Source organism: Paracoccus salsus (assembly GCF_021556615.1).
GTDB classification, from domain to species: Bacteria; Pseudomonadota; Alphaproteobacteria; order Rhodobacterales; family Rhodobacteraceae; genus Paracoccus; species Paracoccus salsus.
In genome coordinates this window covers 433017-456846 of the sequence record NZ_JAKGGD010000002.1, presented here as the reverse complement: position 1 = coordinate 456846, position 23830 = coordinate 433017, and the positions used below count along the sequence as shown (strand labels likewise).

Below are 23830 nucleotides of genomic sequence, written 5' to 3'. Positions count from 1 at the left end.
GCTGCCCCCACTATCATTCTTCGCCCGCAGACTAGCGCATGCAACTGCGCCGCGCCACCGTGCCTGGACCGTCTTTCGGCCTGCCGAACCCGCCCAGCCGGACCGACAGGTCCAGGCTGGTTTCCGGCCGCACGCTGCTGGATGCGGTGAACCGCCGCGACAGCCCCATCTCGACCGCGATGCACTCGTTGCGATAGGTCACGTCCAGCGCGGCGGTCTGTGCCCGGTCGGCGGCGAAATCATAGCGCGTCTCGGCGTTGCCCCACCAGCCTTCGGCGATCTGCCAGCCGATATTGGCGGTCAGTTCGCTGATGTCGGTCTCGCGGCCCTCGTTCTCGTCGCTGTCGATCCACAGATGGCCCGCCGACACTTGCAGGTCCGGGCGCAGCCAGCCAAGCCGCAACTCGTTGCGCGAGACCGTGAACGAATCGTCGAACAGCGCGCGGTTGGCGATCGCAAGGCCGGTGCCGCTGTCGTAATGCGCCGCCAGCATCCAGTCCGAGCGCCGCCCGCCAAGCGGCGATTCGGGCCGGAAGGCTTCGTCCGGGTCCGTTCGCAGCACCCGCCCGCCGGTCAGCCCCAGCGACCATCCAGCCGGGTCGATGCGGGTCCAGCCGATCCCGACATTGGCGCGCAGCCCGGTCTCGCGCAGGTCCCAGCCCGCAAAGCGGTTGTCGGAAAACAGGTTGCCCTCGTCGAACTCGATCAACCGGCTGTCCTCGTTGGGGATGTCGGTATCCTGGCCGCGCGGCGACCACAGAAGCTGGGCGATCGGCTCGACGATATGGGTGGCGCCGCCGCTGCTGCCGGCCAGCGGCCAGCGCAGTTCGACCCCGACCAGCGGATCGACGCGGCTGACCACGTCGTCGTATCGATCGTCCTGCGCGATCCGGTACAGATCCGCGTCCAGCCCGGCGATCGTGGCGCCGACCAGCCCGCCGGGCAGGATCTCGGTCCGCCGCCAGTCAAGCCCGATCGAGCCGCGCGCGACATCGCGCCCGACGATGTCCGCGTCCGAGGGGCGGCGATGGGCGTGGACCGACCATTCCATCAGCGCCTCGCCGCCGATCACGCGGGGCGAGAAACGCCGCCGCCACAAGGCGTCGGCCACCTGCGCGGGAGAGGTCGCGTTGTCCTCGTCGTCGCGCAGCGAATCGTAATTCCCGACCCGCCCGAAGAACAGCTTGTCGCGGGTGACGCGCTCCACCGACAGCCCGCTCCACAGCCGGTCGGCGTCGGTCACGTCGTAATCCAGCAGATAGCCGCGATCGCTGGCGACCTGAAGCTGCACCCCCAGCCGGTAGCCGCGCGGCAGATCGACCAGCGCGTTGCCGAACAGGTAGCCGCGTGTTTCGCCGGTTTCGATGTCGTCGCGGCTGATCGACCCGTGCCACTGCGCCACGCCGCTGCGCCAGGCCTGCCGATAGCGCAGTTCCAGCGTGCGCGTCCGGCTGGCCGACAGATAGGGCGTCAGGGTCAGGTCGGCATGGTCGCCAAGGGTCTGGAAATAGGGGATCTTGATGCCGAAACCCAGGCCCGAGGTCGTGCGGATCTCGGGCCGCAGAAAGCCCGACTTGCGCGCCACGGTCGGGTCGGGCGCGGTGATGGCGAAGGGGGCGGCGGCGATCGGAACGCCAAAGGCGCGCAATTGCGGATGGTCGAAGCTCAGCAGGCGCGTCTCGGCATCATGGGTGATGCTGCGCGCGCGGATTTCCCACAAGGGCGTCGGGTCGTCGGCGCAGACCTGGCAGCTCGAGGCGACGACCTGGGTCAGCCGGGTCATGCGTCCGCCGCCGGTTCGGGTCAGCTCCCGGGATGCCATCTGCAATTCGCGCGCGATGACCAGCCGCGCACCGCGGATGATTCCGTCCTGCAACCGGCGGTCCAGCTGGGCCGAATCGGCGATCAGCACCGCCTCGGCGTCGGGATCGGCGGCGCCCGGGCGTGACAGATGGATCGGACCCTCGATGGTCAGGTCGCCGCTGGCCCCGTCCACGATCAGTCGCGACGCGACCAGCCGGGCGCCCTGATACCAGACCACCACACCGCCGGCGGCGATCAGCGTCCGGTCGCCCTGCAGCACCATGCTGTCGGCCAGCACCGTGGCCGAGTCGGTGGCCTCGCCCGCGGCCGCGCGGTCGGGCAGCGTGATGTCGGCAGCCGGATCGACCGCTTCCAGCGTGGCGGTTTCGGTGCCGTCGCTCAGCGGGGTGTTGCGCAGCGGGGTGGCGGCGGGTGCCAGCGCCGCCTCGCCAGCCGAGGTGGCCAGCGGCGCGCCGCTGATCTGGGCGCCCGACATGCCGGTATCGTCCTGGCCAAAGAGCGTCTGGCCAGCGGCCATGCCCGACGCGGCAAGCCCCGCCAGCAGCAGCCCCGCGATCCGTGTCAGCCGTCCCGGCCCAGAACCCGGCCCCGTCATCCGTCCTCCCGCTGCAGGATCAGCGCCACTGCCAGCAGCATTCCCACCAGAGGCGGCGTCCATGCCGCCATCGCCGGGGTGATCTGCGCGTTATCGCCCAGAATCTGCGCCAGATTGCGCAGAAAGAACAGGCCGATCCCTGCGCCAAAGGCCAGAAGCACCGCGACGCCGGTATTCCGGCCACGGATATGGCGCATGGTGAACGCCGCCGCGATGAACACCATCGCCGCCATCAGGAACGGCCGGGCCAGCTCCATCTGGAACCAGACGCGGTGCCGGTTGGCCGAGAAGCCGGCGCGCTCCAGCCCGGCGATGAAGCCCGGCAACTGCCAGACCGGCACCGCCTCGGGGCGTCCAAAACCCTCGCGGATACGCTGCGCGGTCAGGTCCGAGGCCAGTCGCAGCGATTCGCTGGCCTGGGCCGAGGCTTCGGGGTTGGGCTGGTCCAGCGGATAGTCGCGCACGCCGCTCAGCTGCCATGCGCCGGGGGTCAGGCGGGCCTCGCGCGCCTCGAGGCGGCGAACCGGGCCGCTGTCCTGATCGAAGACCAGGAAGGCGGCATCGTAAAGCGTGGTCGCGTCCGGGCTGGCCCGCCGGGCACGGATGACGACCTGTCCGGCCTCTTCGCCGTCCTCGACCACCGCCTGCCGCAGCCAGACGGCGGTTTCGCCGACGGACACCGTCTGCTGCCCCTGGCGCTCGATCCGCGACACCGATTCGTCGAAGCGCTGCCCGGTGACGGCGACCAGCGGGTTCAGCAGCGCCACGATCAGCGCGCCGGCCAGCGCCGCCGTCACCGCGGGCGCGGCCACCACCTTCAGCGCCGAGCGCCCCGAGGCGCGGATCGCCACCATCTCGGAGCTGCGTGCCAGGCCCATGAACAGCGCGATCCCCGCCAGCACGGTGATCAGCGGCAGGATCGCGTAGAAGCTGCCGGCGATGTTCAGACCCGCCAGCCGCGCCGCCCCCGATACCCCGATGTCGCGGTCGGCAAAGCGGCGGATCATCTCGATCATGTCGATCAGCATCAGGATCATCAGGAACACGCCCGCGATCACCAGGAACGACCGCAGAAAGCGGCGCGCGACGTAGCGGGCCAGGATCATGGCACCGCTCCTTCGGCACCGGCAGGACCGGCGGGACCGGCGGGACCGGCCGCGGCCGCCGCGCCGCCGCGCAGCCTGCGCGGCCGCGATGCCAGCCACAACAGCACCACGCACAGCCCCGCACCAAGCAGCGCCGGCAGATACAGCAACGGCCACAGCGCGGCGTCGCGCCCGGCCTCGTTCGCCGCGGCGTTGGTCAGGAACTGCACGCCGATCAGCCCCAGGATCGCCCACAGCACCTGCCGCCAGACGCCAAAGCGCGAATAGCCGCCGATCAGCAGCGTCGCGAAACCGATCAGCGCAGCGATCGGGGCCAGCAGCGGCTGCGCGATCCGCTCATGCGCCTCGCGCCTGGCATCGTCTGCCTGCGCGCCCGTCGCGGCCAGCATCTCGGCATCGGGGCGCAGCAGCCGCGGCGTGCCATAGTCGCGCAGGTCGCGGCCGCCTCGGGTGCCGGTGCCGATCATCGCGCCGATATCGTAGCTGAGTTCGTCGAACCGTGTCAGCGACAGGCGCGGAGCGTCGCCCGTGCCGCGCAGGTTCTGCGCCATGCCGCGCAGCAGGATCAGCACCGGGCCGCTGTCCTTGCGCACCACCAGCGCCTCCTGGGCGGTATAGGTGGTCTGGTCGCCCGGGTCGCGCGCGTCCTCGATGAACAGGTCCAGCAGACGGCCGTCGGTGGCCACGTCGCGGATGAACAGGGTGATGCCGTCGGTCGGATACCGGAAGGTCCCGGGGCGCAGGAACTGGGCGGTGAAGTTCTGCGCAAGCTCGGCCTGCCGCTCGGCCAGCCGGGCGCGCGCCATGGGCACCAGCCCGTGGACCAGCACGGCCACCATCAGCCCCACGAACACACCGAAGACCAGCACCGGCCGCGCCAGCCGCCACGGCGACAGCCCCGCTGACTGCATCGCCACCAGCTCGGATTCGTTTGCCATCCGGTTCGCCCCATAGGCGGTGGCCGCAAAGGCCGCGACCGGCAGCACGACCGAGATCACCAGCGGCAGCGTCAGCACGGTGAATTCCAGAACCACCATCGCGGTCTGGCCGTCGTTCAGCAGGTCGTCGAACAGGCTGACCGCGCGGTTGATCCAGTAGACGGACACCAGCACCAGCGCGAAGAAGCCGAACAGCGTCAGCATCTGGCCGAGTATGTATCGGTCGATCCGGGTCATGGCGCGTCGGGCGTCCTGCGAAAAGCGTTCGCACCTGATTAGCTGCTAGGGCGGCTCTGGCCAAGGCCCGAGCACGGGTCTAGGGTTTCGGGCAATCAGATGTGAGGAGATCCCATGACACAGCCTGTCGAAATCACCTTCACCGAAACCGCGACCGACAAGCTGGCCGGGCACAAGGGGCGCGTGGCGCTGATCGTGGCACCGGGCGGGCGGCTGCCCGCCGGACTGCCGCGCGCGACCCGCGACGTGGTCCAGCGGGCGCTGGGGTCGAAAGCCGGATCGTCGCTGAAGCCGGGCGATACGATCGAGCTGGCCTTTCCGGCCGGCATGCTGGCCGAGGCGCTGCAACTTGTCGCGCTGCCCGCCGATGCCACGATTGCGCAGGCCCGCAAGGCCGGCGCCGCCATCGGCGCCAGGCTGGGCAAGCTGCATACGCTGGTTCTGGCCGGACAGCACAAGCGCGCCAACGAGGTGGCGCTGGGCATCGCGCTGCGGGCCTATGACTTCTCGGCCTATCACACCAGTTCCGAAACCGACGGCGCCGATCGCGAGGACGCATCGGCCACGCCGCCGCAAAGCATCTCGCGGCAGGGCTCGGCGGGCGACGCGCGCCTGACCGATGCGCAGACGCCCGGCGAGGCCGCCGATGACGTTGCCGACGCCGCCGGCCCGGTTTCCGAAAAGGCCCGCGTCACCTTCATGGCCAGGGACCCCGAGTCGCTGGCCAAGACCGCGCAGGCGGCGGCCGCGGTGGCCGAGGGCGTGTTCTTCACCCGCGATCTGGTCAACGAGCCCGCCAATATCCTGACCACCACCGATTTCGCCGACCGGCTGCAGGCGATGGAGGAAATCGGCCTGACCGTCGAGGTGCTGGACGAGGACGAACTGCGCCAGCTGGGCATGCGCGCGCTGCTGGCGGTGGGACAGGGCAGCGCCTCGCCCTCGAAGGTCGTGGTGATGCGCTGGAACGGCGGCGCCAAGGATGCGCCGCCGCTGGCGCTGGTCGGCAAGGGGGTGGTGTTCGATTCGGGCGGCATCTCGATCAAGCCCGCCGCCGGCATGGAGGAAATGACCATGGACATGGGCGGCGCCGGGGTCGTGGCGGGCGTGATGCGCACGCTGGCGCTGCGCCGCGCCAAGGCCAATGTCGTCGGTCTGGTCGGTCTGGTCGAGAACATGCCCGACGGAAAGGCGCAACGCCCCGGCGATATCGTGCGCTCGATGAAGGGGGACACGATCGAGGTCATCAACACCGACGCCGAGGGCCGCCTCGTGCTGGCCGATGTTCTGTGGTACGCGCAGACCCGCTTTGATCCGCGCGCGGTGATCGACCTTGCGACGCTGACCGGCGCGGTCATCATCGGGCTTGGCCACGACAATGCCGGCGTCTTTGCCAATGACGACGCGCTCGCCGACGGGATCCTGTCGGCCGCGGGCGCCGAGGGAGAGGGCGCGTGGCGGCTGCCGCTGGGGCCGGGCTATGACAAGCTGATCAAGTCGCGCCTCGCCGACATGAAGAACACCGGCGGACGCGCAGCAGGCGCGATCACCGCGGCGCAGTTCCTGCAACGCTTCATCCGCAAGGATCAGCCCTGGGCGCATATCGACATCGCCGGCGTGGCGCTGCCGCCCTCGGCGACCGAACTGGCGCCCAAGGGGGCGACCGGCTGGGGCGTGATGACGCTGGACCGGCTGGTGCGCGACAGGTTCGAGGACGAATGAGCCGCGCAACGCGCGCACGCGGTGTACAGGCTGTGCACGCGCTGTGCACGGGCTGTGCACGGGCGGTGCGGCCGAAACCACAGCATTTGCTGGCGCTTCTGACCTGCGCTTTGGCTGTGTTGCCACACGCAACGCACGCAGCCGTTGCGCGGCGCTAAGGGGCTGCGATGGGCAACGCGCTGTTCTATCACCTCACCCGCCAGCCCGCCGAGGCGCTGCTGCCGATCCTGATCGGCAAGTCCCTTCAGGCAGGCTGGCGGGTCGAGCTGCGCGGCGCCGACCCCGAACGCATGGATTGGCTGGACCGGCAGCTTTGGCTCGGCGACGGCTTCCTGCCCCACGGGCTGGCCGGCGGCCCGCACGACGCCCGCCAGCCCGTCCTGCTGACCGTCGCCGGACAGGATCTCGCCAGCAATGACCCCGTCTGCCTGATGGCGCTGGACGGCGCCGAGGTCGCGGCCGCCGAGGTCGCGCGCCTTGAGCGCGCCTGCATCGTCTTTGACGGCGGCAGCGGCGACGCGGTCGCGCGCGCCCGCGACCAATGGCGCCTGCTGACCGCCGCCGGGGTCGCCGCCGAATACTGGTCCGAAGAGGGCGGCCGCTGGCAGCGCAAGCGCTAGGCCTGGGGGGCGGCACGCTCTGCGCTCGAGAATCCGTTTTCACCAATAGGTTGTGTCGAATCTCGTGGATCATTCGGCTGTCCGGCGTCACACTTCGCATGGGTGCCGGCAGAGTGGTGCGATTCATGAAAGGTGGAGCACCGGACAACACGGATGAACTGATCGCCCGGATCCGGGCGATGCATGCCAGCTTGCCCAGACGGTTGCGTCAATGTGCCGAATACGCCGCCGCCCAGCAGGCACGCATGGCCCAGGCGACGATCGCCGAATTCGCGCGCGGCGCCGGGGTGCCCGCATCGGCGGTGGTGCGGTTCGCGCAGGCGATGGGATTTTCAGGTTATGCCCAGATGCGCGACCTGTACCGTAGCCCGCTCGAGCTGCCCCGGCCCGATATTGCGCAGCGCCTTGAACAGCTCAGACGCCACGGAACCGCCCGACCCGTCACCCTTCTGGCCGAATGTGTCGAGGCCGGTCGGCTGTCGCTGGAGAGGATGCTCGAGACCGTCGATCCGACGCGGTTCGACCGCGCGGCGGGGGTGTTGGCGCGGGCGGGGCTGATTCATGTCGTCGGGCCTGGGCGCTGCTTTGCCGTCGCCGCTCATTCGGCCTATATCCTCGAACGGGTCGATGTCCCGGCCCTGTTGCACGGGGCGTTCGGCCAGGTCATCGGCGCCGGTTCGGTGCGCCGGGGCGATGCGGTGCTGGCGATCGCGCTCTCGCCCGCCATGCAGGAAACGCTGGATGTCTGCGCCGCCGCGCGCGGCAATGGGGCTCAGATTGTCGCCATCACCGATCCCGGCGTCGCCGCGCGACTGGGAAGCAGCGCGCTGTCCCTGACGCTGGTCGAGGTCGAGGCGGCGGGGTCACGCCCGATGACCGCGACCGCGACGCTGGCGATGGCGCTTGCTGCCGCCACCGGGGCGCTGCGGGCGGATCTGAGGAAGGAGGCGACCGCATCGGGATGATCGCGCGGCTCAGACCGCCTCGGCGTGGCCCGCCAGGCTTGCATGCGGATCCTCGCGTCGCAGGTCCGACTTCTGTCCCTGCAGCACCGCATGTCCGCGTTCCAGCACCGGGAATTCGTCGCCCAAATGCCACGCAAAGCCGAAGAGCTGTTCGACCAGCACGATCGCCATGTCGCCACGGTCGCGCCGCGCGGCGATGACCCGGCCGATCTGGGTGATGATGCCGGGCTGGATTCCCTCGGCCGGTTCGTCCAGCAACAGCCCGCGCCGCCGCGTCGCTGCGCCATCTCGGCCAGCACCGGGCAACGGTCGAAGATCGCGTCGGGAATGCGGCGTTCGTCGCGGCGCAGGCGGGCAAAGCCGGTCTCCATGTTCTCGCGCACGGTCCGCGTGGGAACGATCGCGCGCCCCTGCGGCACGCAACCGACGCCGAGCCGCGCCATCGGCCGAGCGTTGATGCGGCCCAGCGGCCTGCCCTCAAGGCCGACCTCTCGGCCGGAACGCGGGGGCCGACTCGCCACAGGGTCATCAGCGCGGTCTTGCCCACGCCGTTACTGCCCATCACGCAGCTTGCCTGCGTGCCGAAGATGTTCCTGGCCAGCTGTTGCCGCGCGATCGACACGCCGAAGGTCGCCAGCAGTGGTTCCAGCGGCCGAAGCGCCAGGTTTCGGATCACCAGCCGGGAAAGGATAACGCCGGCGCCGAAGGTCACCGCGAAGGCCAGGGGCGGCGCCAAGACCGGCGACAGCGTCCAGCGTCCCCGATCGCCGCGATCTGGGCGATCAGCGGCCCGACCATGCGCCGCGAGGGTTTGCCGATCTGTTCGGGATTGTCGTTCAGCAGGGCTTGCAACGCCTCGTTGGCGGTCGCTGGCGGACCGGGCAACAGCAGGAACAGCGCCGGCGCAGGCCCGATCAGCGGGCGGGCCGGATGGGTCACGTCGAAAACGTTCCGAGCGTTCGGGAAACGAGGGGCGGTGCATCCCGCCCCACGGTCTGACGCGGATCGGCAGTTCGACCGGACCTGCCGCAGGCCTTCGTTTCGGTGTTGAACATGCCGCATGCCTTGCCCGGCCAGTTCCTCTTCGCCGACCGAGAAGGCCATGAGCGGGATATCATCGGCCGACACCCCCGCCGCCGCCAGCTCCTTTCAGAAGCCCACATCGGCGTCGCGGATGTTGTTCGTGGTGCGCGGACAGACATAGCCCGTGCCCTGAAGCGCCCAGAATTCGACGCCCAGACCCTCCATCATGTAGTCCACCGCCGGGATGGGCTGCTGGTTGGGCGCGGCGCCGGTATGGATGACGTTCTTCGACGATTCCTCGCCCAAGTACGGCACGGGATAGAGCTGCAATCCGTTCAGCTCCTCGATGACCGGCAGCACCGATTTGCGGCTGACGCTTGTCCAGCAGTCGAAGATCGCGTTCACGTCGCTGATGGCCAGCAATTCACGCGTCGTCTCGGAAATCGCCATCCTGCCCGACAGCGAGTGCAGCACACCGGTCTTGATCGGCGCGTCCTCCTGTGCCGAGGCGCCATTCGCCAGCGCGGCCGCACCGGTCATCATCACCCTTTCGCCCGCCGCAATGGCCGGTGTCCCTGTTGTGATCTTGTGGAAGGTCTGGACCTTCGCAGATGCAGCACATGACGGACCGAGGCATTTGGACAGGCTTCGGGCGGATTTCGAGAGGCCCCGCCTGGCGCTGGTTCGATCACAGGCAGGCTGTGCCGCACATGCCCGGGACAACATCACGATCACGCCGGGGTCAGTTGCAGCCCGCCCTGGTGGATCAGGAACGCGACGACATCCTGCACGCCAGCGCCACGCCGCAGCGCGGCCATGACCACGGGACGGGACGCGCGCGCGTGTCGCGCGTCGGCTTCAAGCAAGGCCACATCCACACCCACATGCGGCGCGAGGTCGGTCTTGTTGACGACCAGCAGGTCGGACCGCGCAAGACCCGGACCACGCTTGCGAGGGATGTCCTGCCCGGCGGCGGTGTCGATGACATAGATGGTCAGATCGGCCAGTTCGGGGCTGAACGTGGCGGCCAGGTTGTCACCGCCCGATTCGATCAGCACCAGGTCCAGATCGGGAAACGCGGCGGTCAGGTCTGCGATGGCGGCCAGGTTGATGCTGGCATCCTCGCGAATGGCGGTGTGCGGGCACCCGCCGGTTTCCACGCCCCGGATGCGTTCGGCGGGCAGGACCTGCGCGCGCATCAACGCCTCGGCGTCCTCGCGCGTGTAGATATCGTTGGTGATGACGGCCATCGACAGCCGGGGCGCCAGCACGCGGGCAAGCTGTTCGGTCAGCGTGGTCTTTCCGGCCCCGACGGGGCCGCCGATGCCGACGCGCAAAGGTCCGTTGAGGCTCATGAGCGAAAGATCCTTGAGGTCATGGTTTCGTGGTGCATGGCAGCGATATCCGCGCCCCAGGCGGCGCTGGCCAGATCCGCCTCGCAGGCGATTGCGGCGCGGTTCGCCCGGCTCAGGATGCGCGGCTGCATTCGGGCCAGCATGCCTTGTCCTTCGACCGGACCAAGCGGCAGAAAGCGGACGGCGGCGCTGATCAGGTTCGCGGCCTGCGCCTGAAGGAATGCCGCGATCACCTCGGGGGCGGGCAAGGGCAGGGCGGCGCAGGCGCGGCCAAGCGCTATGGGCAGCGCGACGGGCTTATGGGGCCTGCCTGTCAGCGCAGCCATGTTGGCGGCAAAGGCCGCGCCCTGTTCCAGGGTTTCGGTCAGGCGCTGGCTGCTCATGCAGGCGGCGCGGGCCAGATCGTCCAGCGCCGCGTGGTCCGCACGCGCACGAAGCGCCAGCGACAGCAGCACGGCATCGCCCCAGCCTTGCCCGTGATCCAGCCAGTCTGACAGCCAGGCGGGCAGGCTGCTGCGCGTCACCGCGCCCTGATCCATCGCCCATTCCAACCCTTGGGACCAGGCAAAGCCCCCCACCGGAAAGGCGGGCGACAGATACTGCGCCAGCTGCAGCCTTGCGATCTCAGGCGTGTTCGCTGTGGTCATGACCATGGTGGCGATGGTGGTGGTGCGTGTGGTGGTGCGTGTGGTCGGGGCCGTGGTCATGGCCGAAGGTGCGACCGTGACCATAGGCGCCGCCCTCGGGGCGGAAGGGCATCTCGGCATGGGCGATCTGGGCGCCCAGCTTCTTCAGCATCGCCTCCAGCACATGATCCTGGCGAATAATCAGCCGGTCGGCCTCGATCCGGCAGGGAGTGTGTCGGTTGCCGATATGCCAGGCCAGTCGCGCCAGGTGGCCGCGAACGACCAGCACCGGTTCAGGGGCGGCGCGCACGACGATCTGGCGGCCGTCGGACAGCGCGAAGACGTCGCCATCCTCGAGGCTGGTGACCTCGGGCAGATCCACGAGGAAATCGCCGCGCGCGCAGGTCAGCCGCTTGCGGCGCAGCAGGCGGCCTTCGTAATCCAGCGCCACCTCGCCGTCAAAGGGCGCGGGCGCGTTCCGGGTGATGGTATGAGCGGTTGCAGTCATGTCAGGTCCTGCCTCAAAATAGGAAATAGCGCTGCGCCAGCGGCAGTTCCGTCGCCGGCTCGCAGGTTAACAACTGTCCATCGGCGCGGACCTCGTAGGTCTCGGGATCGACCTCGATCCGGGGCATGGCGTTGTTCAGGACCATGTCGGACTTGCCGATGTCGCGGGTGTGTTCGACGGCGATCAGGGCCTTGGACAGATGACTTGCCGCGCCGTCCTCCATCCCGGCCCTTGACAGGAACAGCGCCGAGGCGCGGCGGTTATGCCCCCACATGGGGCGCGAAAAGACCGGCTGCACGGGGATCGAGCCATTGGGATCGCCCATCTGAGCCACGCTGATCTGGCCGCCGACCAGCACCATCTCGGGCTTGGCGGCAAAGAAGGCGGGAGACCACAGGCACAGATCGGCGCGCTTGCCCGGCGTGATGCTGCCGATATGGGCGCTGACACCATGGGCGATGGCCGGGTTGATCGTGTATTTGGCGATATAGCGGCGGGCGCGCAGGTTGTCGTTATCGCCCTGTTCCTCGGGCAGTCGGCCGCGCTGCTGGCGCATCTTGGAGGCCGTCTGCCAGGTGCGGATGATGACTTCGCCGACCCGGCCCATGGCCTGACTGTCCGAAGCCATGACCGAGAACGCGCCCAGATCGTGCAGGATATCCTCGGCGGCGATGGTCTCGCGGCGGATGCGGGATTCGGCGAAGGCCACATCCTCGGGCACGCGGCGGTCCAGATGGTGGCAGACCATCAGCATGTCGAGATGTTCCTCGACCGTGTTGGCGGTGTAGGGGCGCGTCGGGTTGGTTGACGAGGGCAGCACATTCGCCATCCCGACCATGCGGATGATGTCGGGGGCATGGCCGCCGCCCGCGCCCTCGGTGTGATAGGCGTGGATCGTGCGGCCCGCGATGGCGGCCATCGTATCCTCGACAAAGCCCGATTCGTTCAGCGTGTCCGTGTGAATCATCACCTGCACGTCCATCGTGTCGGCGACGGCAAGGCAGGTGTCGATGGCGGCGGGCGTGGTGCCCCAGTCCTCGTGCAGCTTCAGCGCGCAGGCCCCGGCCCGGACCTGATCCTCCAGCGGAGCGCGCTGACTGGCATTGCCCTTGCCGGCGACGCCGATGTTGACGGGCAGGTCGGCGCAGGCTTCCAGCATGCGGGCAATGTGCCACGGTCCCGGCGTGCAGGTCGTGGCCAGCGTGCCATGGGCGGGGCCGGTGCCGCCGCCCAGCAGCGTGGTGACGCCCGAATGCAGCGCGTGATCGACCTGCTGGGGGCAGATGAGGTGGATGTGGCAATCGAATCCGCCCGGGGTCAGGATGCGGCCCTCGCCGGCGATGATCTCGGTTCCGGGGCCGATGATCAGGGTCACGCCGGGCTGGGTGTCGGGGTTGCCGGCCTTGCCGATGCCCGCGATCACCCCGTCCTTCAGGCCGACATCGGCCTTGGTGATGCCCTGATGGTCGAAGACCACGACGCCGGTGATGACCGTGTCCATCGCGCCGCCCGCGCGGGTGACCTGGGACTGACCCATGCCGTCACGGACCACCTTGCCGCCCCCGAACTTGACCTCCTCGCCGGGGATGGTCAGGTCGCGTTCGACCTCGATCAGCAATTCGGTATCGGCAAGACGGATGCGATCGCCGGTGGTCGGGCCGTAGAGCGCCGCGTAGTCGGCGCGAGACAGCGGCAGGGCCATGTTACAGCGCCCCCATGATGTCTTTGCGAAAGCCCTGCACCACGCGGTTGCCGGCATAGGGGATCAGCCGCACCTCGCGCGACTGGCCGGGCTCGAAGCGCACGGCGGTCCCCGCGGGGATCGACAGGCGCATGCCACGCGCGGCCCGGCGATCGAAGTCCAGCGCCGGGTTCGTCTCGGCGAAGTGATAATGGCTGCCGACCTGGATCGGGCGGTCGCCGGTATTGGCGACCAGGATCGTGACCGGCTCGCGGCCCTGGTTGAGGGTGATCCGGCCGTCGGCCGGGAAAACTTCGCCGGGAATCATGACCTGCCCCGTTGCCAGATCCAGACGCAGACCATCAGCGCCGCGACCAGGGCGGCAACGGCCCGGTGATCGGGTGCGGTCAGCACATGGAACGCGCCTGCCTGACCGTGATCGCCGGCATGCGCCAGCGCCGTGGCGGGCAGCGCGGCCACGAGAATGGTAAGCTTGTTCATGTCAGGCCTCCTCGCGGATGGGGTGGTGAACGGTGACCAGCTTGGTGCCGTCGGGAAAGGTCGCCTCGACCTGGACGGAGTCGATCATCTCGGGCACCCCCGGCATGCACTGACCGGCGGTGATGACATGGGCGCCCGCCTGCATCAGGTCGGCCACGCTGCGGCCGTCGCGTGCCCCCTCGACGACGAAATCCGTGATCAGCGCGATTGCCTCGGGATGGTTCAGCCTGACGCCGCGGCCCAACCGGCCGCGCGCGACCATCGCGGCGACCGAGATCAGCAGCTTTTCGCGTTCGCGAGGGGAAAGCTTCATCTCAGACCTGCCAGATACGGGGAAGGGGATCGGCGCGCAGCGAGCACAGGAGGCGGTTCAACTGCCGGCGCAGCGGCCAGCCATCGCCGCCCAGCAAGCGCACCACCAGTCGCCCGGGAGGGGCGCTGGCTGCCGAGGTGACGCCGGGTTCGTCCAGCACGTCGCGGGCCCTGGCCAACAGATCGGGCGCCTGGGGCGCGATGACCGCCAGCGTTGCCATCGCGCGCGCGCCGCCCAGCATCGACGCACCGTCCAGCCGGTTCAGCGCGTCATCGTCCAGCATCAGCGCGTCATGATGGACCAGCCGCCCGGCGCGTCGGACCACCCGCCTGTCGCCCAATGTCAGACGCGCAAGCTGTTCGCCCATCGCCAGCCGACCCAGCACGATCATTTCCAGCAGCATGCAGCCGGCGCCCTCGGCCAGATCGATTTCGGTCCGGCGGCACAGCCTGGCGCCGTCGAACAGGATCGTTTCCTGCGGCAGCCAGTGCAGCCACGCCCCCTCGGCGACCTTCAGCCGCACGGCGGCGCGGGCCGGTGCCTGCTCGGCGCGGTAGGCGCGCTCGGCCGTCTGCGTCGTGGCCAGCGCGCGGGTGCCGGGGCGCAACTCGACCGCAAATTCCAGACTGTCGCCCGAGGCCAGCCCGCCTGACGTGTTCAGGAAAACGATCTCGGGCAGTCCCGCCGTCACACGGGGAAGCATCACCCTGGCAGATCCGGACTGCGCCAGGTCGATGATCCCCCGCGGGCCCAGACTGACATATGCGCGGCCGGAGCTGCGCTGCATGGTGATCGGCTGGGCGGAGGCATCGAACATGACGGCACTGGGCGCGCCGCCCGATCCCAGGTCAATGAACCCCGCAAGCGGCGAAGGCCGTGCCGAAGTAAACGCCCGGCGCTTTGCCCGCGACGCGGGCCGATTGCGGGAATATCGGGCAGGATCTGGACGGTTCGAGGGGGTGATACCCAGCCCGAGATCAGCCGTCGGCGCTGTCGCCCGCGTCGGACCCGGTCTCAGACCGCCGAGGCGCTCAGCAGGCGGCGGCGGGATGGCGGGATGGCGCGGATTTCGACTCCGGTGAAGACATGCATCGTTTGCAGCACAGGATCGACCACGGCGTGGTCGCTGACCCAGCCGCCCATGGCGAGATAGCTGCGCAGCAGCGGCGGCATCGCGGCCATGGCGCGCTTGGGATCGGGCTTGCGCAGCCGCAAGGCCTGCGCAAAGCTGAACACCCTGGGCGCCTTGACGCGCGGCCACCAGCGTCGTGGCGCCAGGTGGCGTTCCCTGAGGATCGCGAAAGCCTCGGCGTGCTCATCGGGTTCGGTGCCCACGAAGCTGGAGCAGCCGAACAGCATCTCGATCCCCGCCGCCTCGACAAATCGGGTCATCGCGGCCCACGAGATGCGGATGATGTCGGGATCGCGCTGCTCGGGGTGGATGCAGAAACGACCCATCTCGACCATCGGGCCGTCAAAGGATTCCAGCGCCTTGAGATTGTAGAATTGCGCGGAATAGCTGCGGCCGATCTCGGACCCGCCCGCCAGTTGCAGGAAGCGGAAACAGCAGACAAGCGTGCCGGTCGCAACCTCCTCGACCAGCATGTGCCGGCAGTCGGCGTCCAGCGCATCGCTGTCGATCTGCACGCCGTCATCGCGTCCTTCGTTGCGAGCGATGAAGCACAGCCACCGCAGCCGCTGCGCTGCGTGCACGTCCTGGGGGGTTTCGGCCAGTCGAGCCTGGTATCGACCTCGGCGGAATGGTGGCATGTGGTAAGTGCCCCTGATGTCTCGGCGCAAGCCATATCCTGATCTTGTGTCAGTTCCGCGAAAGCACAATGACCCTGATCTGACAAGACACGCGCCTGGCGATCAGGGGTCCTCGATGTCGTCGCGCGCGGGCATGGTGTCACCCAGCACGTCCTCGACGTAGATCCGCTGAACGAGGATGATCGAGACCAGCAGCAGGGGCGTGGCCAGGATCACGCCGAACAGCCCCAACATGCTGCCGAAGGCGACGATGGCCATGACCGTCAGCACCGGAGGCAGATGGGCCGCGTAGTTCTGGATCATCGGCATCAGGATATTGCCCTCGAGCTGCTGGATGACCAGAAACAGCAATGCCACATAGATGGCCGTGTCCATGCCCTGGGTCAGCGCGAACATCACCGCCGGAATGCCCGACAGGAACGGGCCGATCACCGGGATGATGTTGGTCAGGCCCGCGATCAGGCCCAGCACCAGCGCCAGGGGGATCCCCAGCAGCCAAAGTCCCAGCCCGGTCAGCAACGCAACGGCCAGCATGTCCAGCGCCTGTCCGCCCATCCACCGCGCCAATGCGCTTGCGCATTCGTCGAAGATCCCGCCGGCGCGTTCGCGATAACCGAACGGAACGAGCCGAAGGAAACCGCCCCTGTAGGTTGGCGCGTCCATGCCCAGGAAGATCGCCATCGTCACCATCAGCACCAGATTGGCAAGCCCGCCGAAAACCGTCGTGATCGTGCCGGTCACATAGCCGAAGATCGAGGGGATGCTGCCTGCCGCCGCCGCCCCGTCACCGCCATCCGGGTCCGCCTCGATCTGGCGTTCCAGAAACTGCCCGATATTGCTGCTCTCCAGCCAGTCGCTGACCTGCTGCCACGCGCCGGGCAGGCTGGACAGCAGTTCGTCGAACTGTTTCGAAATCTCGGGACCGACGGCGCCGAAGGCCGCGTAGATCGATCCCACCGCCAGCATGGCGGTCAGAAGCACACCCGACTTGAACGGCAGGCGCAGGCTACGGTTCAGCACCCGTGCGCCGCCGCGCAGCGCGATCGCCAGAAGCATGGCGGCAAAGGCCATCAGAAATACCGTGGACAAGGTCCGGATCGCCAGCAGCAAGAGGCCGATGGCGAAGACTGCGATGATGGTCGCAAACGGGATGTCCGCCATGCGCGAGAAGCGACGTCGGCGGTCCCTGTCCTTCGGGTCGGGATGGGGCTCGGTCATACGGACTCCTTCCATCAGGCGCTTGCCTGAACCAACATCTATCACGTTTCGCCGCAGCCAGAAGGGGACCGGGACGGCTTGTCGCCCGCGGGGACCCGGGTGCTGGTCCTTGCCGGGGCATCGCAAGCCTGCTAACCGGGCGCGGATTTCATGACAGGTGGGCCGATGCCCGCCGCAGACAGACAAGGTAGACCCATGGCCACCGAACGCACCCTTTCCATCATCAAGCCCGACGCGACACGTCGCAACCTGACCGGCAAGATCAACGCCAAGTTCGAGGATGCCGGACTGCGCATCGTTGCGCAGAAGCGCATCAAGCTGTCGCCCGAACAGGCCGGCAAGTTCTACGAGGTTCACAAGGACCGCCCCTTCTATGGCGAACTGGTCGAGTTCATGGCGTCCGAGCCGGTCGTGGTGCAGGTGCTGGAAGGCGAGAACGCGATTGCCAAGAACCGTGACGTGATGGGCGCCACCAACCCGGCGAACGCCGACGAGGGCACCATCCGCAAGGAATTCGCGCTGTCGGTCGGCGAAAATTCGGTCCACGGGTCGGACGCGCCGGAAACCGCCAAGGAAGAGATTGCCTTCTTCTTCTCGGGGCTGGAACTGGTCGGCTAAGCTGCCGCGATACACGATCTGAGAAAGGCCTCCCCCGGGGACGCCTTTTTTCATGCGCTCTGGGTGTTGGTATCCTTGAATGGGGGCTGCGGCCGCGTTCGCTGGATCGCGCACAGGTTCAGGATCTGTTGCAGGTCATGCGCGGTGCGCCAAGGCCGCTGTTGATTCACGGCATGGGCGGGGCTGACCGGACCGGGCTCGCCTCGGCGCTGTAAGGAGCCGGGATCGCCGGAGGGGGCGGGGAAGCGGCGGAATGGCAGCTGTCGCCGGTCTTCGGACATATCGGCATTCCGGGGCAGAGCCGCGCGCATCCCATGGGCGTCACCCGGGAAGACATGGAACCCTGGCTGGGCTTTCCCGAAAGCTAGGCTTGGTGCTGTCAGTTGCGGCAAGGCCCCGTGCAAGGTATGCCGTTTGTCGGGAACATAATTTCAGGGGGCCGCAATGCGGGCATTCGTCTTTCCGGGACAGGGGGCGCAGACCATCGGGATGGGTCGTGAACTGGCCGAGGCCTATCCGGCCGCGCGCGACGTATTCGATCAGGTGGACGAAGCCCTGGGCGAAAAGCTGTCCGATCTCATCTGGGACGGCGACATCGAGACCCTGACCCTGACCCAGAACGCCCAGCCCGCGCTGATGGCCGCGTCGATGGCGGCGTTCCGCGCCCTGGAGGCCGAGGGTTTCGGCATCCATGACGCGAATTATGTCGCGGGTCATTCCCTGGGGGAATATTCGGCGCTGTGCGCGGCGGGGTCGCTGAGCCTCGAGGACACGGCGCGTCTGCTGCGGCTGCGGGGCCAGGCCATGCAGGAGGCGGTGCCGGTCGGTCAGGGCGCGATGGCCGCCGTGCTGGGGCTGGATTTCGAGACCGTCGACCGGATCGCCCGCGAGGCCGCGGGCGGCGAGGTGGTCCAGGCCGCCAACGACAACGACCCGGCACAGGTCGTGATCTCGGGTCACCGGGGCGCGGTCGAGCGCGCGGCGGCGGCGGCGAAGGAGGCCGGTGCCAAACGCACGCTGATGCTGCCGGTCTCGGCCCCCTTCCATTCGGTGCTGATGCAGCCTGCGGCGGCGGTGATGGCCGACGCGCTGGCAGGGGTGGATATCCAGCCTCCGGCAGTGCCGCTGATTGCCAATGTCCGCGCCGAGGCGGTGATCGAGCCCGGCGCGATCAGGCGGTTGCTGGTCGAGCAGGTCACCGGGACGGTGCGCTGGCGCGAGTCGATCGCCAACCTGGCCGAGGCGGGCGTGACCGAGTTCTGGGAAATCGGCGCCGGCAAGGCGCTGTCGGGGATGATCAAGCGGACCGCGAGGGACGCGGTGGTCAGAAATATCGGCGTCCCGGGCGACATCGCGGCGCTGAAGGGCTGAGGCCCGCACGCGTGGATTCTGTGAGGAAGAAAGGGGCTGAGATGTTCGATCTGGGCGGAAGGAACGCGCTGGTAACCGGCGCGTCGGGAGGGATCGGCGGCGCGATCGCCGAGGCGCTGCACGGCGCCGGCGCGACCGTGGCACTGTCCGGCACACGCGAGGCACCGTTGGCGGAACTGGCCGAGAAATTGGGCGAGCGCGCCCATGTCGTGCCCGCGAACCTGTCGGACGCCGATGCCGTCGCGGCGCTGCCGAAGGCGGCCGCCGAGGCGATGGGGTCGGTCGATATCCTCGTCAACAATGCCGGGATCACGCGCGACAACCTGTTCATGCGGATGTCGGACGACGAGTGGGCGCAGGTGCTGGAGGTCAATCTGACCAGCGTCTTCCGGCTCAGCCGCGCCGTGCTGCGCGGGATGATGAAGGCGCGCTGGGGCCGGATCATCAACATCACATCGGTGGTGGGCACGACCGGCAACCCGGGCCAGGGCAATTACGCCGCCGCGAAGGCCGGGCTGGTCGGGATGTCGAAATCGCTGGCCTACGAGGTCGCCAGCCGCGGCATCACCGTGAACTGCGTGGCCCCCGGTTTCATCGCGACAGCCATGACCGACAAGCTGAGTGACGAGCAGAAGGGCAAGATCCTGGCGCAGATCCCGGCAGGTGCGATGGGCAGGCCCGCGGATATCGCGGCGGCCGTCGCCTACCTCGCAAGCCCCGACGCCGGATACGTCACCGGCGCGACGTTGCATGTCAATGGCGGGATGGCGATGATCTGAGCCGGTTCTGCAACGCTGCAACGCGGCGCGAGAATCCTTTGAAAACTGGTTGCATGAGTGAACATGGGTGCTATATCCCCGCCCTTAGCAGCAGGGGAACCGCCCTGTGCTGAACCGGGCCCGTGCCCGCGCACAACTTGGGCGGATGCCCGCGAGAACGAGGATATGACATGAGCGATATCGCTGATCGCGTGAAGAAGATCGTGGTGGAGCATCTGGGCGTCGAAGAAGACAAGGTGGTCGATTCCGCCTCGTTCATCGACGATCTGGGCGCCGACAGCCTCGACACAGTCGAGCTGGTTATGGCCTTCGAGGAAGAGTTCGGGATCGAGATTCCGGATGACGCCGCCGAGACGATCCAGACCGTCGGTGATGCGGTAACCTTCATCAAGGGCGCCGTCTGACACGACGCCTGGCCGGAATGGCGGCTTGCCGAATGACGGCCTTGAAACGGCGCACTCTCTTGCGAGAGGCGCCGTTTTTTCGTGCTTGCCGATCCGCGCGTGGAACCGCGCACCGCCGCGCGCGTTGTTCGGGGAAAGCCGAAAGGAACATGTCATGGCTGTGAATCTGCAAGGTCTGTCCGACAATGGTCGCAAGACTGCAATATCCGAACTGAACGCCCGGCTTGCCGACGCCATCGCCCTGGGTCTGGCGATCAAGCAGGCGCATTGGAACGTGAAGGGCCCCAACTTCATCGCCGTCCATGAGCTGTTCGACAGCGTCTACGCCAATATTCAGGAACATGTCGACATCATGGCCGAGCGCGTCCAGATCCTCGACGGCGTCGCGATCGGGACGGCCGAAGAGGTCACCAAGAGGACGTCGATCGAACCCTATCCCACCGATCTGACCAAGGCTGCCGATCACATCAAGGCGGTCTGCGAGCGGATGCGCGACCACGGCGCGAAACTGCGTGCAGGGATCGACGTCACGGATCAGGCCGGCGACGCGGACACCGCCGATATCCTGACCGCCGCCTCGCGGACGGCAGACAAGGACCTGTGGTTCATGGAAAGCCACCTGGAATAAAGCCGGTCAGCGGCGCCTGTGCCGTGCCAACCGGCAGGCCGGGTCCGCCCGTCCGCGCATGCCGGTCAGCGACCCAGCTTGGCGTGGACTTCTTCCAGGTCGATCTCGCCGGTTGGCATCTTGTTGTCGGGATCGTCGAAGTCATAGCGGAACAGCAGGAAGTCGTCCTTGTAGATTTCCCAGATCAGGTGCCGGGACAAGTCGTCGAAATAGTCGCTGACCTTGTGCGCGCGCCGGGGGCCGTGGCCTTCGCTCTCGTTGAAGCGCGGCACCTGCGCCAGATCGACGGAGACGGGCGTCCTGGCGGCGTCAAGAACCTGTTGCATGCCTTCATTGAACATCTCGGTGAAGAAGATGCGGTCATAGCGTCCGCCGTTCAGGATGAAGGTCGAGACATGTCCCGACATCGCCGACCAGTGGATATCCGGCTCCATCGGGCGGCGCCAGCGGATCGTATCGCGCGCGAACAGAAGGAACCGGCGAAAGCTGGCGATCTGGTCGAATGCGAACCCGTTCTCGGGGCTGCCGACATCGATGCCATAGCGCTGGACCAGCTGCGGCACCAGGTTGCCGCGATAGCGTCTTCCGTTGCGCTGGATACCCGCGATCTTGTCGAAGAACGACGACAGCAGGCGCGCGTAGGGGTTGCGGACGCAGGTGAAGGTCAGGGCCGTGTGGGCGCGGACCGCCTGTTCGATCAGTGGCTGGCTGTCTTCCTGCGACCATTTGTGCAGGCCCGATCTGGAATCGTGGATATCGCCGTCGAAGAACCTGCCGTGATCGGAATGGAACATGATCTGGCCGATGGTCGAGCAGGCGCATTTCGGCACCACCCGATAGATCATGCTTTCGCTTTCCGTCATCCAGACGCCGGGAAAACCCATTCTGCCGCAACTCCGTTTCGCGGCGCGGTTGCGGTCGTGTCGCGGTTCTGACCGCACGCCGCTTGCCCACGCGCTGAAAATGTTTAGGAACAAAGATCAAAAGACGAGGGGATTATCAACGGCCTCCCTTCACCTCGCCATGAACTGGACGGATATAGTTGCCTGCAATGGCCCGTATCGCCTTCATCCTGCTGACGCACAAGGATCCGCAAGGCGTGATCGACCAGGCCCGGCGTCTGACCGCGTCGGGCGATTACGTCGCGATCCACTATGACAAGGGCGCCCCGGTCGCGGAATACCGGATGGTCCGCGAGGCCCTTGCCGGACACCCTGGGGTGGTGTTCGCGGCGCGGCGGCTGAATTGCGGCTGGGGTGAATGGTCGCTGGTCGCGGCGACGCTGGAAGCCTTGCGCGCGGCCGAGAAGGCGTTCCAGCAAGCCACTCACTTCTACATGCTGTCGGGCGACTGCATGCCGATCAAGTCGGCGGAACATGCGCGGGCCTTTCTGGATGCCGAGGATTGCGACTTCATCGAAAGCTTCGATTTCTTCGACAGCGGCTGGATCAAGACCGGCATCAGGCAAGAGCGGCTGATCTATCGGCACTGGTTCAACGAACGGACCCAGAAGGCCTTGTTCTATACCAGCCTGGACCTGCAAAAGCGGCTGCGCCTGCAGCGCCGGATCCCCGAGGACCTGCAGATCATGATCGGGTCGCAATGGTGGTGCCTGCGGCGGCAGACGATCGAGGCGATGCTGGCGCTGATCGCCGCGCGTCCGCACTATGTCCGGTTTTTCCGCAGCACATGGATTCCGGACGAAACCTTTTTCCAGACGCTTGTCGCGCATCTGGTGCCGAAATCCCAGATCCGGTCGCGCACCCCGACCTTCCTGCTGTTTTCCGACTATGGCATGCCGATCACCTTCTACAACGACCACTACGACCTGTTGCTGCGGCAGGATTTCCTGTTCGCGCGCAAGATCAGCGACGAGGCGCAGGAGCTGCGGGAAAGGCTGGGCACGCTGTGGCAGGCTTCGGGGCAGGATTTTCCGATCTCGGCCGAGGGTCCGCGGTTGTTCGCCTTCCTGACCTCGCGCGGCCGCATCGGGCGGCGATTCGCGCCACGTTTCTGGGAGACAGACGGCAATCTGGGACGGTCGCGGGTCGTGCATCTGATCGTGGCCAAGAAATGGCATGTCGCCAAGCGCCTGACTCAGCGGATTCGCGCGCTGACCAAGATTCCGGCCGTCGATTACGTCTTCAACGAGCTGGATGCCGGGCTGCCCGACATGGGCGGCGTGGCCTCGACCATCGCCAAGCGCGAGCGTCATCGCCGGGCGTTGGTCAAGCTTCTGTTCGAGCAGTTCGAGGCCCGGAATCTGGTGCTTTGCCTCGATCCGTCGGCGTTGAGCCTGATCAGCGACTTTACCGCCGATCGTGCCGAGACTCGTATCCTGTTCATCGACTCCGCGTTCGACCATGACTATCTTTGCGGTCACATGCGCCGGATCGGACTTGCCAACGAGACCACTCCGCCAGAGATGTATCTTCGGCTGGCACCGGTCGTGCGTGCCGATCTGGAACACGAGGCCGAAAGGTTGCGTGACATGGACTTCGCCCGGTTCGAGACGATCGCTGCCGATCTCGCGCCCGACCTCAATGCCGCTGCCATCGCCCGGTTTCTGGATGTTTCCCCGGAAATCGCGCAGGATCTGGCCGCTAGCCCGCATCTTTTCTCAGACTGAGCAGGATACCCATCATGGCATTCGACTATGACGACACGAACATCTTCGCCAGGATCTTGCGCGGCGAGATCCCCAACGACACGGTCGCCGAGAACGATCATGCGCTGGCGTTCCGCGACATCGCGCCCAAGACCCCGGTGCATGTGCTGGTGATCCCGAAGGGCGCTTATGTCAGCTTCGACGATTTCGCGGCGAACGCGTCGGATGCCGAGATCGCCGGCTTCATGCGGCTATGCGCCGAGGTCTGCGCGAAAGAGGGCGTCGGGCTTGACGGGGGCAATGCCGGATTTCGCGGGATCACCAACGCAGGCCCGGACGGGGTGCAGGAGGTGCCGCATTTCCACCTGCATATCATGGGCGGCCGGCCGATGGGGCCGATGCTCAATCTGCGCGACTGAG

Annotated in this window: 26 protein-coding genes and 1 pseudogene; 10 read left to right on the top strand and 17 right to left on the bottom strand. The window is 67.5% G+C overall.

Annotated features, from left to right (window positions below):
- Positions 1-31: 31 nt before the first annotated feature.
- The 3 genes from L1965_RS05530 to lptF are packed head-to-tail and all read right to left on the bottom strand — an operon-like array spanning position 32 to position 4700.
- Positions 32-2419, bottom strand: a complete 2388-nt coding sequence (locus tag L1965_RS05530; RefSeq protein WP_235755402.1) for an LPS-assembly protein LptD — start codon at positions 2417-2419, stop codon at positions 32-34.
- Positions 2416-3525 carry an LPS export ABC transporter permease LptG gene (gene lptG / locus L1965_RS05525; RefSeq protein WP_235755401.1) on the bottom strand — a complete coding sequence of 370 codons (1110 nt, stop codon included), beginning with the start codon at positions 3523-3525 and terminating at the stop codon, positions 2416-2418. The genes L1965_RS05530 and lptG overlap by 4 nt, the downstream gene beginning before the upstream one ends.
- Positions 3522-4700: an LPS export ABC transporter permease LptF gene (lptF, locus tag L1965_RS05520; RefSeq protein WP_235755400.1), complete on the bottom strand. Its 1179-nt coding sequence runs from the start codon at positions 4698-4700 to the stop codon at positions 3522-3524. Before lptF ends, lptG begins: the two co-directional genes overlap by 4 nt.
- A gap of 114 nt (positions 4701-4814) precedes the next feature.
- On the opposite strand from lptF, the gene L1965_RS05515 reads away from it, so the two are divergent.
- The 3 genes from L1965_RS05515 (at position 4815) to L1965_RS05505 (ending at position 8007) form a co-directional block, all read left to right on the top strand.
- Complete coding sequence (locus L1965_RS05515) at positions 4815-6422, top strand: leucyl aminopeptidase (RefSeq protein WP_235755399.1); 1608 nt, start codon at positions 4815-4817, stop codon at positions 6420-6422.
- 167 nt (positions 6423-6589) lie between these two features.
- Positions 6590-7042: a DNA polymerase III subunit chi gene (locus L1965_RS05510; protein WP_235755398.1), complete on the top strand. Its 453-nt coding sequence runs from the start codon at positions 6590-6592 to the stop codon at positions 7040-7042.
- A 125-nt stretch (positions 7043-7167) separates the two neighbouring features.
- Positions 7168-8007, top strand: a complete 840-nt coding sequence (locus L1965_RS05505; RefSeq protein ID WP_235755397.1) for a MurR/RpiR family transcriptional regulator — start codon at positions 7168-7170, stop codon at positions 8005-8007.
- Between the two features lie 9 nt (positions 8008-8016).
- On the opposite strand, the gene L1965_RS05500 is transcribed toward L1965_RS05505, so the two are convergent.
- From L1965_RS05500 to L1965_RS05435, 13 genes and pseudogenes are all read right to left on the bottom strand, one after another.
- A complete protein-coding gene (locus tag L1965_RS05500) occupies positions 8017-8265 on the bottom strand; it encodes a hypothetical protein (protein ID WP_235755396.1) in 249 nt (82 codons plus the stop codon).
- Between the two features lie 450 nt (positions 8266-8715).
- Positions 8716-8946 (bottom strand): hypothetical protein, encoded by a 231-nt coding sequence (locus L1965_RS05490; RefSeq protein ID WP_235755622.1) that lies wholly within the window; start codon positions 8944-8946, stop codon positions 8716-8718.
- A gap of 129 nt (positions 8947-9075) precedes the next feature.
- Positions 9076-9570 (bottom strand): annotated as a pseudogene (locus tag L1965_RS05485) (transporter substrate-binding protein); the annotation flags it as partial.
- 191 nt (positions 9571-9761) lie between these two features.
- Positions 9762-10385 (bottom strand): urease accessory protein UreG, encoded by a 624-nt coding sequence (gene ureG, locus L1965_RS05480; protein ID WP_235755395.1) that lies wholly within the window; start codon positions 10383-10385, stop codon positions 9762-9764.
- Positions 10382-11032 carry an urease accessory protein UreF gene (locus L1965_RS05475; RefSeq protein WP_338421470.1) on the bottom strand — a complete coding sequence of 217 codons (651 nt, stop codon included), beginning with the start codon at positions 11030-11032 and terminating at the stop codon, positions 10382-10384. The genes ureG and L1965_RS05475 overlap by 4 nt, the downstream gene beginning before the upstream one ends.
- A complete protein-coding gene (locus L1965_RS05470) occupies positions 11010-11519 on the bottom strand; it encodes an urease accessory protein UreE (protein WP_235755393.1) in 510 nt (169 codons plus the stop codon). Before L1965_RS05470 ends, L1965_RS05475 begins: the two co-directional genes overlap by 23 nt.
- A gap of 13 nt (positions 11520-11532) precedes the next feature.
- On the bottom strand, positions 11533-13221 hold the full coding sequence (gene ureC / locus L1965_RS05465; RefSeq protein WP_235755392.1) for an urease subunit alpha: 1689 nt from the start codon (positions 13219-13221) through the stop codon (positions 11533-11535).
- Position 13222: 1 nt separating this feature from the next.
- Positions 13223-13528 (bottom strand): urease subunit beta, encoded by a 306-nt coding sequence (locus L1965_RS05460; RefSeq protein WP_235755391.1) that lies wholly within the window; start codon positions 13526-13528, stop codon positions 13223-13225.
- The gene (locus tag L1965_RS05455; protein ID WP_235755390.1) at positions 13525-13701 is read right to left on the bottom strand and encodes a hypothetical protein; all 177 of its coding nucleotides are present in this window, start codon (positions 13699-13701) and stop codon (positions 13525-13527) included. Before L1965_RS05455 ends, L1965_RS05460 begins: the two co-directional genes overlap by 4 nt.
- A 1-nt stretch (position 13702) precedes the next feature.
- On the bottom strand, positions 13703-14014 hold the full coding sequence (locus L1965_RS05450; RefSeq protein WP_235755389.1) for an urease subunit gamma: 312 nt from the start codon (positions 14012-14014) through the stop codon (positions 13703-13705).
- A 1-nt stretch (position 14015) separates the two neighbouring features.
- Entirely contained in the window at positions 14016-14831 is an 816-nt protein-coding gene (locus L1965_RS05445; protein WP_235755388.1) for an urease accessory protein UreD, read from the bottom strand.
- Positions 14832-15028: 197 nt separating this feature from the next.
- The gene (locus tag L1965_RS05440; protein WP_235755387.1) at positions 15029-15784 is read right to left on the bottom strand and encodes a GNAT family N-acetyltransferase; all 756 of its coding nucleotides are present in this window, start codon (positions 15782-15784) and stop codon (positions 15029-15031) included.
- A gap of 102 nt (positions 15785-15886) precedes the next feature.
- Positions 15887-17002, bottom strand: a complete 1116-nt coding sequence (locus L1965_RS05435; protein ID WP_235755386.1) for an AI-2E family transporter — start codon at positions 17000-17002, stop codon at positions 15887-15889.
- 195 nt (positions 17003-17197) lie between these two features.
- Between L1965_RS05435 and ndk the strand changes: the two genes are divergently transcribed.
- The 5 genes from ndk to dps all read left to right on the top strand — a co-directional run bounded on the left by ndk (position 17198) and on the right by dps (position 20802).
- The gene (gene ndk / locus L1965_RS05430) at positions 17198-17620 is read left to right on the top strand and encodes a nucleoside-diphosphate kinase (protein WP_235755385.1); all 423 of its coding nucleotides are present in this window, start codon (positions 17198-17200) and stop codon (positions 17618-17620) included.
- A gap of 444 nt (positions 17621-18064) precedes the next feature.
- Positions 18065-18991, top strand: a complete 927-nt coding sequence (fabD, locus tag L1965_RS05425; RefSeq protein WP_235755384.1) for an ACP S-malonyltransferase — start codon at positions 18065-18067, stop codon at positions 18989-18991.
- Between the two features lie 41 nt (positions 18992-19032).
- Positions 19033-19770: a 3-oxoacyl-ACP reductase FabG gene (gene fabG, locus L1965_RS05420; protein WP_235755383.1), complete on the top strand. Its 738-nt coding sequence runs from the start codon at positions 19033-19035 to the stop codon at positions 19768-19770.
- A gap of 170 nt (positions 19771-19940) precedes the next feature.
- Positions 19941-20174, top strand: a complete 234-nt coding sequence (locus tag L1965_RS05415; RefSeq protein ID WP_235755382.1) for an acyl carrier protein — start codon at positions 19941-19943, stop codon at positions 20172-20174.
- 154 nt (positions 20175-20328) lie between these two features.
- A complete protein-coding gene (gene dps / locus L1965_RS05410; protein ID WP_235755381.1) occupies positions 20329-20802 on the top strand; it encodes a DNA starvation/stationary phase protection protein Dps in 474 nt (157 codons plus the stop codon).
- A 65-nt stretch (positions 20803-20867) separates the two neighbouring features.
- Here dps and L1965_RS05405 read toward each other — a convergent pair whose 3' ends face one another.
- Positions 20868-21686 (bottom strand): sulfotransferase family protein, encoded by an 819-nt coding sequence (locus L1965_RS05405; protein ID WP_235755380.1) that lies wholly within the window; start codon positions 21684-21686, stop codon positions 20868-20870.
- Positions 21687-21853: 167 nt separating this feature from the next.
- Here L1965_RS05405 and L1965_RS05400 point away from each other — a divergent pair, with 167 nt between their 5' ends.
- Both L1965_RS05400 and L1965_RS05395 read left to right on the top strand, forming a co-directional pair.
- Positions 21854-23431 carry a DUF5928 domain-containing protein gene (locus L1965_RS05400; RefSeq protein ID WP_235755379.1) on the top strand — a complete coding sequence of 526 codons (1578 nt, stop codon included), beginning with the start codon at positions 21854-21856 and terminating at the stop codon, positions 23429-23431.
- A gap of 14 nt (positions 23432-23445) precedes the next feature.
- On the top strand, positions 23446-23829 hold the full coding sequence (locus L1965_RS05395; RefSeq protein ID WP_235755378.1) for an HIT domain-containing protein: 384 nt from the start codon (positions 23446-23448) through the stop codon (positions 23827-23829).
- Position 23830: the final 1 nt, after the last annotated feature.

Excerpts from the sequence above, each read along its gene's own strand:
- L1965_RS05450 (WP_235755389.1), bottom strand. The coding sequence starts at position 14,014 with ATGAAGCTTTCCCCTCGCGAACGCGAAAAGCTGCTGATCTCGGTCGCC.
- L1965_RS05470 (WP_235755393.1), bottom strand. The coding sequence starts at position 11,519 with ATGACTGCAACCGCTCATACCATCACCCGGAACGCGCCCGCGCCCTTT.
- L1965_RS05475 (WP_338421470.1), bottom strand. The coding sequence starts at position 11,032 with ATGACCACAGCGAACACGCCTGAGATCGCAAGGCTGCAGCTGGCGCAG.
- lptF (WP_235755400.1), bottom strand. The coding sequence starts at position 4,700 with ATGACCCGGATCGACCGATACATACTCGGCCAGATGCTGACGCTGTTC.
- L1965_RS05440 (WP_235755387.1), bottom strand. The coding sequence starts at position 15,784 with ATGCCACCATTCCGCCGAGGTCGATACCAGGCTCGACTGGCCGAAACC.
- L1965_RS05400 (WP_235755379.1), top strand. The coding sequence starts at position 21,854 with ATGGCCCGTATCGCCTTCATCCTGCTGACGCACAAGGATCCGCAAGGC.
- fabG (WP_235755383.1), top strand. The coding sequence starts at position 19,033 with ATGTTCGATCTGGGCGGAAGGAACGCGCTGGTAACCGGCGCGTCGGGA.
- L1965_RS05515 (WP_235755399.1), top strand. The coding sequence starts at position 4,815 with ATGACACAGCCTGTCGAAATCACCTTCACCGAAACCGCGACCGACAAG.
- L1965_RS05435 (WP_235755386.1), bottom strand. The coding sequence starts at position 17,002 with ATGACCGAGCCCCATCCCGACCCGAAGGACAGGGACCGCCGACGTCGC.
- ureG (WP_235755395.1), bottom strand. The coding sequence starts at position 10,385 with ATGAGCCTCAACGGACCTTTGCGCGTCGGCATCGGCGGCCCCGTCGGG.
- L1965_RS05445 (WP_235755388.1), bottom strand. The coding sequence starts at position 14,831 with ATGTTCGATGCCTCCGCCCAGCCGATCACCATGCAGCGCAGCTCCGGC.
- L1965_RS05455 (WP_235755390.1), bottom strand. The coding sequence starts at position 13,701 with ATGAACAAGCTTACCATTCTCGTGGCCGCGCTGCCCGCCACGGCGCTG.
- ndk (WP_235755385.1), top strand. The coding sequence starts at position 17,198 with ATGGCCACCGAACGCACCCTTTCCATCATCAAGCCCGACGCGACACGT.
- L1965_RS05405 (WP_235755380.1), bottom strand. The coding sequence starts at position 21,686 with ATGGGTTTTCCCGGCGTCTGGATGACGGAAAGCGAAAGCATGATCTAT.
- lptG (WP_235755401.1), bottom strand. The coding sequence starts at position 3,525 with ATGATCCTGGCCCGCTACGTCGCGCGCCGCTTTCTGCGGTCGTTCCTG.
- L1965_RS05395 (WP_235755378.1), top strand. The coding sequence starts at position 23,446 with ATGGCATTCGACTATGACGACACGAACATCTTCGCCAGGATCTTGCGC.
- L1965_RS05460 (WP_235755391.1), bottom strand. The coding sequence starts at position 13,528 with ATGATTCCCGGCGAAGTTTTCCCGGCCGACGGCCGGATCACCCTCAAC.
- dps (WP_235755381.1), top strand. The coding sequence starts at position 20,329 with ATGGCTGTGAATCTGCAAGGTCTGTCCGACAATGGTCGCAAGACTGCA.
- fabD (WP_235755384.1), top strand. The coding sequence starts at position 18,065 with ATGCGGGCATTCGTCTTTCCGGGACAGGGGGCGCAGACCATCGGGATG.
- L1965_RS05530 (WP_235755402.1), bottom strand. The coding sequence starts at position 2,419 with ATGACGGGGCCGGGTTCTGGGCCGGGACGGCTGACACGGATCGCGGGG.
- L1965_RS05505 (WP_235755397.1), top strand. The coding sequence starts at position 7,168 with ATGAAAGGTGGAGCACCGGACAACACGGATGAACTGATCGCCCGGATC.
- L1965_RS05510 (WP_235755398.1), top strand. The coding sequence starts at position 6,590 with ATGGGCAACGCGCTGTTCTATCACCTCACCCGCCAGCCCGCCGAGGCG.
- ureC (WP_235755392.1), bottom strand. The coding sequence starts at position 13,221 with ATGGCCCTGCCGCTGTCTCGCGCCGACTACGCGGCGCTCTACGGCCCG.
- L1965_RS05415 (WP_235755382.1), top strand. The coding sequence starts at position 19,941 with ATGAGCGATATCGCTGATCGCGTGAAGAAGATCGTGGTGGAGCATCTG.